Genomic DNA, 12,861 nt, shown 5'->3' with positions numbered 1-12,861 from the left:
AGACTGTCACTCCTTTTACATGTTCCAAGTGTGGCTTAAGCCATGTTGCAGTGTCGAAATACGAGATATATTGCCTGAATTTATCCCCAAACCCCCGCAGGTCGAAAACAAAAAAAGAAGGAACAACGGAAAATTGTTCACAACTTTATCCACAGGCTGTTGATAATATTATGGGTCAGATCACATATTCACATCCAAAAGTAATACAATCATAGCAAAAGAAGCCCCGCATTTCAACGTATCACGTGATTTTATCCACAAATTCAATAACTTGTGTATAATTTTTAACCACAACACAATATATTGTTTATAATTTGTTTAAGTTTCGACATGGCAACCCTAAAGTCGAAATTATTTTATACACAGGTTATCCGTCAAATGATGCCAAAATGTGTGTAAAAGTATTCTTCGTTTGTGAATAACATGATTGTGGATAACTGAAAAGTGAATATGAGTTATTTTGGACGCGGAAATTACTTAGGGGTGTTCCTTGCAGGTGTTCTTCATCTCTATGAGGCTTATTGGTGATTGAAAAGAAGGTATCCGAGAGGATAGAGGTTGATTGAAATTGCGATAATAAGACATAGAGATGGTAATAGAGGAAGATGAGATATTCAGTTACATAGATAAAGAAGAAGAGCCAACAACCGATCGGTTGTTGGCTCTTGCTTTTAGAATGCGAAATAAGTCAGATCATCAAACTATCTATAGATGAGCAGCAGACATCTTACGCTGGAATTCGGCAATATCGGCATATTCCTCTTGTAGCTTACGAGAGATGCGAATATAGATGGGCAGCAGCTCTTGATAGAGGGTGGCATGTTCTTTAATAGGTGTATGACGATGGGTTGTACCCACCATTGAAGAAACGGCATGAAGCGACTTAATTCGCCCTGTTGCGTAAAGTCCGAGGACAACTGCCCCAAGACAGGAGCTCTCGAAGCTCTCAGGCACGACCACTTCTTGATTGAAGATGTCAGACATCATCTGGCGCCATAACGGAGAGCGTGCAAAGCCACCCGTAGCCTGAATAGAGGTAGGCTGCCCAATCTGTTCTTCCATCGCGAGCAGAACGGTGTAGAGATTGAAAATAACCCCTTCAAGCACCGCGCGGATCATATGCTCTTTCTTATGGTGGAGGGTTAAACCAAAAAATGATCCACGGGCATCTGGATTCCATAATGGGGCGCGTTCGCCCGAAAGGTACGGATGAAAGAGGAGTCCTTCAGATCCAGGAGTAACACGTTCGGCGATTTTGGTGAGCACGTCATAGGAGTTAATGCCGAGCCGCTTCGCGGTTTCTACTTCGGACGCTGCGAATTCATCGCGCACCCAGCGGAACAGCATGCCACCGTTATTGACGGGACCACCGATAACCCACAGATTCTCTGTGAGTGCGTAACAGAACGTCCGACCTTTGGGGTCGGTAACTGGGCGGTCAACGACCGTTCGAATAGCGCCACTGGTGCCGATGGTTGCAGCGACAACCCCAGGTTCAATAGCATTTACGCCGAGGTTGGACAATACCCCATCACTTGCCCCAATAACAAAGGTTGTAGAGGGGAGAGAGCCATTTTTTCAGCCCATTCGTGATGCATTCCCTCTATTGTATGTGTGGTAGGTACAAGTGTGGATAAATGACCGGGTGTAATGCCTGCTACCGCAAGAGCCTCAGCATCCCAGTCCAGCTGCTCTAAATTAAGCAGTCCGGTGCAGGAAGCGATGGAATGATCGACGATATATTGTCCAAATAAACGGAAAAACAAATACTCTTTAATGGAGATAAATTTGGCTGTGCGCTGAAAAAGATCGGGTTCGTCATGGCGCAGCCACATTAATTTGGTGAGCGGAGACATCGGATGAATGGGTGTACCTGTCCGAAGGTAGATGCGATGTCCTACTCCGTTCTCTTGCAGCTTGGCCGACCAAGCTGCACTTCGATTATCAGCCCAGGTGATGCAGCGGGTTAGCGGTTTGTCGTCTTGCCCCATTGCAATGACACTATGCATAGCTGAGCTGCACGACACAAATAAGACTTGTTCTGCCGGAACACCACTTTGATCCATGACCCCACGTACAGAGCGAATGGCAGCCTGTACGATCTCCTCAGGGTCTTGCTCAGCAACATCAGGTGCAGGCGTGTAGAGTGGGTATTCTTGCGTTGAGGTACTAACGACCTCACCCTGTTCCGTGAATAAAACGGACTTGGTACTGGTTGTACCGATATCTATACCAATCATATAGTTGGTCACGTTAATCTAACCTTCTTTCTCCAGTTACGGATCTTATCTAAGCTAATGAAATTTCATTTATACTACTGTACTTAGCAGCAAAATAAAGATCAGTCCCACGACGGATAATAGTGTTTCCATAACAGTCCACGTCTTGAGCGTCTGCGCGACACTCATATTGAAGAATTCCTTGATCATCCAGAAGCCTGCATCATTCACGTGGGACAATACAAGTGAACCAGCACCAGTAGCGAGTACAACCAGTTCGATGTTGGCACCTGGCGTAAGTGCAAGAACCGGAGCCACAATACCAGCAGCGGTTGTCATCGCAACGGTCGCTGAACCCGTAGCTACACGAATCAGGGCTGCAACAAGCCAAGCGAATAGGATCACGTTAATGTTGGCATGGGTGGCAAACTCGGCAATGGCATTACCTACGCCACTGTTGATTAGTACCTGTTTGAAGGCACCACCGCCACCAATAATGAGAATAATGGTCGCCGTAGGCGCCAGACATTCGCTGGTGAAGCGGGAAAGATCGTGCTTGGTGAAACCACGTGCAAATCCGAGCGAAAAGAGGGCGAAGACAACTGAAATGAGCAGGGCAATGATCTCATTGCCGATAAACTCACAGAACACTGTGAAGCCACTCGTAACATTTGGGTCAATGATACTTGCAATAGAACCAATGAGCATTAGAATAACCGGCAGCAAAATGGTAAAGAGCGTAATGCCAAATCCGGGCAGATTACTGCTCGTTTTGGTCGCAAACTGCTCAGCCAGCTCTGCGGGTGGTTCCGTGTGTACCCTTTTGCCGATAAACTTACCAAACAAGGGGCCTGCAATAATCGCTGTCGGAATACCTACTATGAGGGAGTACAAAATCGTTTTTCCCAGATCTGCGCTGAACGCTTCAATGGCAATCATAGGCGCCGGATGAGGGGGAACGAGACCATGTACTGTGGATAAACCAGCCAAAATAGGAATACCAATCTGCAGCAGGGACATATTTGTTTTACGGGCAACGGTGAAGATGATTGGAATCATCAAAATGACACCGACTTCGAAGAAAACGGGGATACCAACGATAAAACCAACGATCATCATCGCCCAGTGCACACGTTTCATACCAAATCGATCCACCAGGGTAGTAGCGATGCGTTCAGCTCCGCCAGATTCAGCCATCATTTTGCCCAGCATAGTACCGAGACCAATAACAATTGCAATGGTACCAAGCGTGCCGCCAAGACCACCCGTAATTGACGAGATTACGTCGGCGGGTTTCATGCCTGTAAGTAAACCGAGCATTAATGCAGATAATAAGAGGGTGATAAATGGATTCCATTTATATTTGGAGATCAATACGATTAGAAAAACAATGGCGATCAATGTCCATACCAGTAAAGTTGCATTGTGGGATAGTCCAAATAGAGTGCTCATGTTGTATGCTCCTTCTTCTCATGTTGTATATAACGCTTACAAATAAATGACGGGCACGTATGCAGTAAAGAATGAACTTACGCATGCCCTTAAATAAAAAAGCAGTGGTCATTTTCCTTTAATATGCCTCAAAAATGAAAATAAATCGCATTTGGTATACTTGTCGACAACTTAAAGCGCAATCATTCATCTCGAAAATGATTGCAATCCAAGTAGCAAACCTCACTATTAATCAGGTTGTACGGGATTGTTCGTTTGGATGAGCTTGACGATCACAATGGTCAGCCATGCGATCATCAAACATCAAAGCTATCGTGTAAAGTTTTGCCGGAATCCTTGAAGTATTGGCGTACACCCGCCTGAATTAAGCTTTTATCTCCTGACTCAAGGGCTTGAATAAGCAGACGATGCTTCTCAATTACAGCGCTTACTTTCTGCTCGCCTTGATTAAATACTTGCTTCGTTGTAAGTAACATGACCGTCATCACAACATATCGGATGCTTCGCCAGAGATGCGAAATGCGGGAATGCTCAGCGGCTTCAATAATCGTCTCGTGAAAAGTTAGATCCTGGTAAGCAAACTCAACCGCATCTTGATGGCGTCCAGCCAGCTCCATTTTGTCGATGATATTATGGAGCTGTGTAATTAATTGTTCTGGAACGGCACTTGCAAGCCGTTGCTGGACAAAGCTTTCAATTAGAAAACGGACATCATATAACTCTTCGACGTCTTTCATTTTCAATCCGAGGACAACCACGCCCATTCGTTCCAGACGAATTAGTCCTTCATTAGACAATGTTCTCAAAGCCTCACGCACAGGTGAACGGCTACTGTCAAAATCAGCGGCAATGCGATTCTCGGATAAAACCTCTCCAGTACGAAGGGTTCCGCTAATAATACGCAGCCTTAGTTCGCAGGCAATGGCTTCCCCACGGGAAGCACCTTGCAACCAAGAAGATGGAAACAGCATAGTGGCTAACGCTCCTATTCAAATAATCAGTTCCTATTGATCATAGCATAACCGTTTATTGAATGAGCATATGTGATCATAATCGACAAGAATCGTAAAGCGATAATTCATCATTAAGGCCAGGGAAATACCAATAAGTATACTTGTATACAAGATGTAATTTGTATCCTACACCTTTCTTGAAAACTTGTAAACCTCACCGTTAAAGCGGATACATTCAATTTTAAATATACGTAGTAGAAGGGAGCATTTTTCGAGAAAATCTGGCATGAAATCTTTGTCGATGAATCGCAGTAAGATTACCCTGTGTGGAATGGACACAAACAAGTCAGATAATTTAATATCATTATCCACATGTGAATAACTTAAAAGATTATAATAATGAGGTAATGATTAATATTTTGAGGTGTGGATAACCTGATATCACGAAAACAGTGATTTTTATGAAGGTGGGTGGGGATAACTTTTTGGGGAGTTAACCGTATGCCCCAATTGGAAATTCCAGCTGTTCAGGAAGAGTGCCAAATTGTAGATGACAACGGCGTTTAGAAAGAGGGAGGAGTCGTGTGGATTTCAGTTGACTTTTCCAGTTGTTCGTGGTTAAATATATAAAGGTGTTTTCTGTGAAGATGAAAATGATTCATCACATAAGTATTTCCTTGTAAGGAGGTGCAATACATTGAGACCTACATTCAAACCGAACGTTAGCAAACGTAAAAAAGTTCATGGTTTCCGGAAAAGAATGAGCACGAGCAACGGCCGTAAAGTTTTGGCTGCACGTCGCCTGAAAGGCCGTAAAGTCCTGAGTGCTTAATGCATGTGAAGACCACCGAGGTGGTCTTTTTTTTCTTAATATCAGATCAATTCGGGCTGGATGCTTCTACAGATCAGGTCTGAATTGACTTCGACGAGTTCAAATGCACAACCTTAATGTATGTTGAATGTTCTCGAAAGCGTACTTCCTTTTCGAAAACATACCTTAATATATATGGGATAATTATGCTTAGGTTGAAAATGACCAATTTATAATGATTCAGGGTCTATGCTCGCGCTTAGAGCAAGTGATTCATATTTATTACAGTAGATTGAGTTCCTGATTGGAGTACCAGTCATCATTCATTCGTGATGAAGTTGTGATCAAGATAGTTTACTGTCATTCAAGAAAGCCTATACTAAATCAGTAATGAGGCCTCCGTCAATATATGATGGTGGAAAACAGCAAGGAGAAGCGCCGTGTACAAAAGACTGCGTTTACGAAACCGGGCGGACTTTAGCCGCGTATACCGGTATGGGAAATCGTTTGCCAATCATCAATTTGTGGTGTATGGCTGCCGCCGTAAAGATACTGAGCAATTCCGAGTTGGTGTATCATGCAGCAAGAAAATCGGAAACGCTGTCGTACGCAACCGGATGAGACGCATGATTAAGGAAATTATACGGCATCACGAGAAAGAGATTGTTACGCAAATGGATCTGATCTTTATTGTCAGAAAAGGTGCGCTCGACATGACCTATCAGGAGATGGAGAAAAGCCTGATGCATGTGATGCGTAAGGCGGTTCTTTTGAAGCCTAATAAAAGGTAAGCCTTGGTTTATTTGTCCTCCTAATTATGGTATGATTTACGGTGGAATGGAATGGTTAAGAGAGGGGTTATGAAGTGTCGCGATTGAAGACATCAAAGGGTAAGTGGATTCTCCTCATTGCAGTTATTGCAATGGTCGCTGTATTAGCTGGATGTACTCCGCAAGGATCCGGGGTTACTACGGAAGATTTAAGAACTAGTGATTCCTTCTGGCAAAGTAATGTAGTTTACTGGTTCTCTTATGCGCTCGATACGTTCGCAGAATGGTTCAGCGGCGAATATGGACTAGCTGTCCTAGTCATGGTGCTTATTGTGCGGACATTGATTTTACCATTGACGATGAAGCAAGTTCGCAGCTCCAAAGCAATGCAGGCTATTCAGCCGCAACTTAAGGAGATTCAAGCCAAGTATAAAGATACACCTGAGAAAGTTCAGCAAGAAACGATGAAGTTGTTTCAGGAGAACAAAGTTAATCCGATGGCTGGGTGTCTGCCTCTTATCATTCAGATGCCGATTTACATCGCACTTTATAACTCCATTTACGGAAACTCCAGTCTAAGAACTCACGATTTCTTGTGGCTTCAACTCGGAGAACCGGATCACCTGTTTATCTTGCCAGTTCTCGCTGCCATCACTACATTCATTCAAACATGGATGATGATGCGTATGAACCCAGCACAGCAGATTGGTCCAATGCAGTTCATGCTATGGGTGTACCCGATTCTGATCTTCGTTATGTCGTATCAGTTCCCGTCCGCCTTGCCGCTCTACTGGTTCTACAGTAATATCTACACGATTGTACAAAACTATTTCCTTTACCGGAATAATGATAAAGTCGTGGCTGAGGTCAACGTGAAGCAGAACAGCTCTTCCAAAAAAGGAGCTAAACGCAAAAACGGTGGCAAAGCGACCGTCTCTGGAAAAGGGTCGAAAGGGGCCAAAAAATCGAAATGACCAAAGTCATTGCGTCAGGAAAAACCATTGAAGATGCTGTAAACCAAGGATTGGCTGAGCTTGGCGTGAGCCGGGACAAGGTCGAGATACAAGTGTTAGAGCAGCCGTCAAAAGGATTCCTGGGTTTGATCGGAGTAAAGGCGGCGAAAGTAGAAGTTAAGCTTCTCCCTGTACCCGAAGTTGTATCAGAGCCGATCAAACCAGCCGCGCCTCTCTCTCAGATGCATGAAGCACCTGAAGATGTCGCAGCTAAAAATCCCTATGAGGAAGCGGCTGCTTTCTTAAAAGAAGTGGCAGCAGGTATGGGGCTGGATGTTGAGGTGCATATCAAGAAACAGCGTGATGGACATGTCTTCAATATTGCTGGGGAAGATCTTGGCATGATCATTGGCAGACGTGGACAAACGCTGGATGCTCTTCAATATCTAACAAACATTGTAGCCAATCGTTATTCGGAGAGTTTCGTACGCATTGTGCTTGATGCGGAGAACTTCCGTCAACGTAGACGGAAGACGCTGGAGGATCTGGCTGAACGATTAGCTGGACAAGCCATTCGTTCGGGTAAGGAAGTTGTACTGGAACCAATGCCGCCACTTGAGCGCAAAGTGATTCATGCGAAACTGCAAAATAACCCGCAGATTAAGACATATAGTAAGGGCGAGGAGCCCAATCGGCGTGTGGTCATTATGACGAAATAACACGAAATTGAAGACGCAATGGCTGCCTGCCCGGTGCAGAAGCCATTGCTTTTTTCGTACAAAAGCCTTTTATAATTATGGCTATCCCTGAGGTAATTGTAAGTCTTTTATTAGAAATGATATGGCGTCCATCCTGGGCGGCAATTTGAAAATAGAGCAAGGAGAGATAACCATGATCAGTGATACGATCACAGCAATATCAACGGCTGTCGGAGAAGCGGGAATTGCCGTGATCCGGATCAGCGGCCCGGATGCAGTAGCAGAGACAGAGAAAATTTTTCGCAGTAAAACGCCATTAACACAGGCTGAATCTCATACGGTACACTATGGTCATATCATTGAACCAAGTAAGGGAGAAAAGGTTGAAGAGGTCCTCGTTACTGTAATGCGAGCGCCAAGATCATTTACGACAGAAGATGTGGTGGAGATCAGTGCCCATGGTGGTGTGGTATCTGTAAAACGTGTTATGGATCTGTTGTTACAGCTTGATATTCGTCTGGCGGAGCCGGGTGAATTCACGAAGCGGGCGTTTCTTAATGGGCGAATCGATCTGTCACAGGCAGAAGGGGTTATGGATCTCATCCGTTCAAAATCAGACCGTGCTTTCTCTGTTGCTCTGAAGCAAGTGGAGGGCAAGCTATCCAGTAAGCTTCGTGATCTAAGACATACGCTGGTCGAAACGCTAGCACATATCGAAGTGAACATTGATTACCCGGAGCATGATGTGGAATCACTCACGGCTGACTTTATTAAGGAAAAATCCAGTCTAGTCATGACTGAAATTGATAAATTGCTAGTCACCGCTGAGCAGGGCAAAATACTGCGTGAAGGTATTACAACAGCCATTGTTGGACGACCTAATGTAGGGAAATCGTCATTGCTCAACGCACTTGCTCAAGACAATCGAGCAATTGTAACCGATATTCCAGGCACAACGCGAGATGTTATTGAAGAGTTCGTTACAATTAATAATATTCCGCTCAAGCTGCTCGATACAGCCGGCATTCGAGAGACGATGGACGTCGTTGAGAAGATTGGTGTCGAGCGTTCCCGCTCCGCAGTCAATGATGCTGACCTTCTATTGATGGTCATTAATGCGGCTGAGCCTCTACATGTGGATGAGATTGAATTGCTCGAACAAATCCGCGGTAGACAATCAATTATCATTATGAATAAAATGGACTTAACTCCACAGGCAGATCGCGATGTATTGCTCCGCTATATTCCAGAAGACCGCATTGTACCGATGTCGGTAAAAGATGATCTCGGTGTAGATCGTTTGGAGGAAGCAATCTCAACACTGTTCTTCAGTGGTAAGCTGGAGTCGGCGGATCTCACGTATGTTAGTAATGTGCGTCATATTGCATTGCTCAAGAAAGCCAAGCAGTCTCTTGTAGACGCATATGAGGCAGCAGAGCAGTTCATTCCTATTGATATGATTCAGATTGATGTACGACTTGCTTGGGAGCATCTAGGTGAAATTGTAGGAGATACAGCGCATGATGCACTGATTGATCAAATCTTCTCCCAGTTCTGTCTAGGAAAGTAAAATTTGCAGGCTTGCACGTGTATCAAAAAGGTGTATGATAGATGAGTTCAATCCCTATTTTAGGTGACGTATTTTAGTTTTAGATGAACAATGACCTATTGTTTTGATATAGATATTACGGATTTTCAAATTCAATTCACGATTAGGCAGGCAGACGCCTAGTTGTTAGAACCGATCGTACATCAGTATAAGTGTGCGACGGTATAAGGGGGTAAACAAAAATGGCTTTTGATGGCGGTAGTTATGATGTTATCGTCGTTGGCGCAGGACATGCAGGTGTAGAATCTGCACTAGCGGCAGCACGTATGGGTTCCAAAACGCTGATGATTACGATCAATCTGGATATGGTAGCCTTCATGCCTTGTAATCCATCCATTGGTGGACCGGCAAAAGGACATGTTGTGCGTGAGATTGATGCACTCGGTGGTGAGATGGGGCGGAACATCGACAAAACATTTATTCAGATGCGGATGCTAAACACAGGTAAAGGGCCGGCAGTACATGCGTTGCGCGCTCAAGCAGATAAGTTCTCTTACCAGCACAAAATGAAAGAAACGATGGAGAATGAACGTAATCTGACCATGCGCCAAGGTATGGTGGATCGTCTTATCGTTGAAGATGATAAATGTGTAGGCGTAGTAACACAGACCGGCACAGAGTATCGCGCTAAGGCAGTCGTCCTGACTACCGGAACCTATCTGCGCGGTAAAGTGATTATGGGTGAATTGATGTATGAGAGTGGACCAAACAATCAACAGCCCTCACTCAAATTGTCCGAGCATTTGCGTGAGCTTGGTTTCGATCTGGTTCGTTTCAAAACAGGTACACCACCTCGTGTGCACAAGGACACAATTGATTTTAGCAAAACTGAAATCCAACCAGGCGATGACGAGCCAAAATTCTTTTCTTATGAAACAGAATCTTCTGACAATGAGCAATTGCCTTGTTGGCTGACCTATACATCTGTTGAAACGCACCAGATTATTAATGATAATCTACACCGTGCGCCAATGTTCTCGGGTGTAATTGAAGGTACGGGTCCTCGTTATTGCCCATCCATTGAAGATAAAATTGTGCGATTCAGCGATAAACCGAAACATCAGATTTTCCTTGAACCAGAAGGTAAAAACACATCGGAATACTATGTACAGGGTCTATCTACAAGTCTGCCAGAAGACGTTCAATTGGCTGTTCTACGTTCCATCCCAGGTATGGAAAAAGTAGAAATGATGCGTAATGGATATGCAATTGAATACGATGCAATGGTACCTACACAGCTCTGGCCTTCGCTCGAAACGAAACGTCTACCAGGCCTGTTCACTGCTGGGCAGATTAATGGTACATCGGGGTACGAAGAAGCAGCAGGTCAAGGTGTAATGGCGGGTATTAATGCAGCACGTAAAGTGCAGGGGAAAGAGCCGGTTGTACTTGATCGTTCCCAAGGGTACATTGGAGTTCTAATCGATGATCTTGTGACAAAAGGGACCAATGAGCCATATCGTTTGCTGACATCACGTGCCGAATACCGCTTGTTGCTTCGTCATGATAACGCAGATCTTCGTTTGACTGAAATTGGTCATGATATCGGATTGATCACCGAAGAACGTTACGCAAAATTCCTCGATAAAAAAGCTAAAGTAGATGCTGAAGTTGAGCGTCTGAAAGTAGCAAAAGTACGTCCTGTGGAAGTTAATGCGAAACTTGAAGAAGCGGGTTCAACACCAATTCAGGATGGAAGCACATTGCTAACCTTGATGCGTCGTCCTGAACTGGGGTATGACTGGATCGAGCAGATCTCTCCATCTGAAGTTGAACTGACTGCTGATATGAAGGAACAAGTCGAAATTCAAATCAAATATGCGGGTTATATTGAGAAACAATTGATCCACGTGGAACGTTTGCAAAAGATGGAGAAGAAGAAGATTCCGGATACGATTGAATATAATGAAGTTCACGGACTTGCGATGGAAGCGAAGCAAAAGCTCTCTACGATTCGTCCAATCTCGATTGGGCAAGCTTCCCGTATTGCTGGGGTTACACCAGCAGATATCTCCATTTTGCTGGTCTACTTGGAGCATTATAACCGTGTAACCGCAGCAAGGGGACAATAATGGACGCTATCCAACAGCAGCTACAGTTGCGCTTAAAAGAACATGGATTAGAGCTGAATGAACTTCAGCTGGAACAGTTTGAATTATACTTTCAGGATCTTGTAGCCTGGAATGAAAAGATGAACCTAACGGGCATCACAGAGCGGGAACAGGTATATACGAAGCATTTCTATGATTCGGTATCGCTTGCTTTTTACACGGATATTTCCAAAGTTGATAAGCTGGCCGATATCGGATCGGGAGCTGGCTTCCCGGGATTGCCACTTAAGATTTGTTTTCCACACTTAAAGTTAACGATCATTGATTCATTGAATAAGCGTATCGGTTTCTTGCAGCACGTAGTGGATCATCTGGGTCTGACAGATGTTGAGCTGATCCATGGAAGAGCGGAAGAGCTTGGACGCAAAGAAGGGTATCGGGATAGTTATGATCTCGTTACGGCACGAGCAGTTGCTAAGTTAGCTGTATTGAATGAATTTTGCCTGCCATTTGTTCGCAAAGGTGGATTCTTCGCTGCGATGAAGGGTGGCGACCCACGCGAAGAAATGAAGGAAGCGGAATTTAGCTTCAACCAGTTGAAGGGACGAGTAAAAGCAGTTCATCCATTTCAACTACCGGTGGAAGAATCTGAGCGTCATATTATTCTTGTTCAAAAGTTTGATAAAACGCCTCATAAGTATCCACGTAAACCAGGTACGCCATTGAAAACACCTTTGGTGTAATTATAGGTAGCTACGATTAAGATTCAAAAATATTGCATCTTGTTAATGCAGCGCATTAGCAGGGTGCATTTTTTTGTTGGATGTAAGGTACATTTCACGAATGGAATGTGGCTCCAAAATAAGTTCTGATTGAAGATTATAGTGTGAGATAACATGTTACTCATCTGCAAGTAGGTTAGTTTTAAGCCCTAAGTTTGTTCGTGGAATGGTGGAATGGATTGATATATGAAAATGGAGATGGAATTCTTCGTCAATATAAGAAGATATTTATTAGGTGTGAAATGTGGTCATGCAGATAGCAACTTTAGTAGGGCGATGTTTCACGTGAAACATTCTTCGTTTCTAATATATATATAAGAGAAACGACAAACCATTTTAACGAATAAAATTCTCCTTTGAAAGTGATGACCTCCTGCATATCGTTCAATTTCAAGCGAATAAAAAGCAGGAAAATTAAGAGCGTTTAAAGAATAGGTAAACATAGGATTATGATAGAAAAGATGATAGAATAGAAGTATCCGATCCTGTGGTTCAGAGATCATAGATTGATATAGATGAGTAGACATTTCATACAGTAAGTCATTGCGTTAGGAAGTGTTAGT

Annotated in this window: 9 protein-coding genes and 1 pseudogene; 7 read left to right on the top strand and 3 right to left on the bottom strand. The window is 43.9% G+C overall.

The window, feature by feature from the left end; translation table 11 throughout:
* Positions 1 to 705 precede the first annotated feature (705 nt).
* From gntK to DMB88_RS30060, 3 genes and pseudogenes are all read right to left on the bottom strand, one after another.
* A pseudogene (gntK, locus tag DMB88_RS30070) lies at positions 706 to 2,258 on the bottom strand (gluconokinase).
* A gap of 51 nt (positions 2,259 to 2,309) precedes the next feature.
* Positions 2,310 to 3,671 (bottom strand): GntT/GntP/DsdX family permease, encoded by a 1,362-nt coding sequence (locus tag DMB88_RS30065; protein ID WP_128104243.1) that lies wholly within the window; start codon positions 3,669 to 3,671, stop codon positions 2,310 to 2,312.
* Between the two features lie 296 nt (positions 3,672 to 3,967).
* Positions 3,968 to 4,642 (bottom strand): GntR family transcriptional regulator, encoded by a 675-nt coding sequence (locus DMB88_RS30060; RefSeq protein ID WP_128104242.1) that lies wholly within the window; start codon positions 4,640 to 4,642, stop codon positions 3,968 to 3,970.
* 679 nt (positions 4,643 to 5,321) lie between these two features.
* Here DMB88_RS30060 and rpmH point away from each other — a divergent pair.
* From rpmH to rsmG, 7 genes are all read left to right on the top strand, one after another.
* Positions 5,322 to 5,456 carry a 50S ribosomal protein L34 gene (rpmH, locus tag DMB88_RS30055; protein ID WP_024629517.1) on the top strand — a complete coding sequence of 45 codons (135 nt, stop codon included), beginning with the start codon at positions 5,322 to 5,324 and terminating at the stop codon, positions 5,454 to 5,456.
* A gap of 419 nt (positions 5,457 to 5,875) precedes the next feature.
* Positions 5,876 to 6,226 (top strand): ribonuclease P protein component, encoded by a 351-nt coding sequence (gene rnpA, locus DMB88_RS30050; protein WP_128104241.1) that lies wholly within the window; start codon positions 5,876 to 5,878, stop codon positions 6,224 to 6,226.
* 74 nt (positions 6,227 to 6,300) lie between these two features.
* Positions 6,301 to 7,179, top strand: coding sequence for a YidC/Oxa1 family membrane protein insertase (locus DMB88_RS30045; RefSeq protein WP_128104240.1), 879 nt, complete (start codon positions 6,301 to 6,303; stop codon positions 7,177 to 7,179).
* Complete coding sequence (jag, locus tag DMB88_RS30040; protein WP_128104239.1) at positions 7,176 to 7,877, top strand: RNA-binding cell elongation regulator Jag/EloR; 702 nt, start codon at positions 7,176 to 7,178, stop codon at positions 7,875 to 7,877. The genes DMB88_RS30045 and jag overlap by 4 nt, the downstream gene beginning before the upstream one ends.
* Before the next feature lie 172 nt (positions 7,878 to 8,049).
* Positions 8,050 to 9,426 (top strand): tRNA uridine-5-carboxymethylaminomethyl(34) synthesis GTPase MnmE, encoded by a 1,377-nt coding sequence (gene mnmE, locus DMB88_RS30035; RefSeq protein ID WP_128104238.1) that lies wholly within the window; start codon positions 8,050 to 8,052, stop codon positions 9,424 to 9,426.
* A 221-nt stretch (positions 9,427 to 9,647) separates the two neighbouring features.
* A complete protein-coding gene (gene mnmG, locus DMB88_RS30030) occupies positions 9,648 to 11,537 on the top strand; it encodes a tRNA uridine-5-carboxymethylaminomethyl(34) synthesis enzyme MnmG (RefSeq protein WP_128104237.1) in 1,890 nt (629 codons plus the stop codon).
* On the top strand, positions 11,537 to 12,259 hold the full coding sequence (gene rsmG / locus DMB88_RS30025) for a 16S rRNA (guanine(527)-N(7))-methyltransferase RsmG (protein WP_128104236.1): 723 nt from the start codon (positions 11,537 to 11,539) through the stop codon (positions 12,257 to 12,259). Before mnmG ends, rsmG begins: the two co-directional genes overlap by 1 nt.
* The last annotated feature ends 602 nt before the right edge of the window (positions 12,260 to 12,861 follow it).

The organism is Paenibacillus sp. DCT19, assembly GCF_003268635.1.
GTDB lineage: Bacteria > Bacillota > Bacilli > Paenibacillales > Paenibacillaceae > Paenibacillus.
This window is presented reverse-complemented; position numbering and strand designations above follow the sequence as displayed.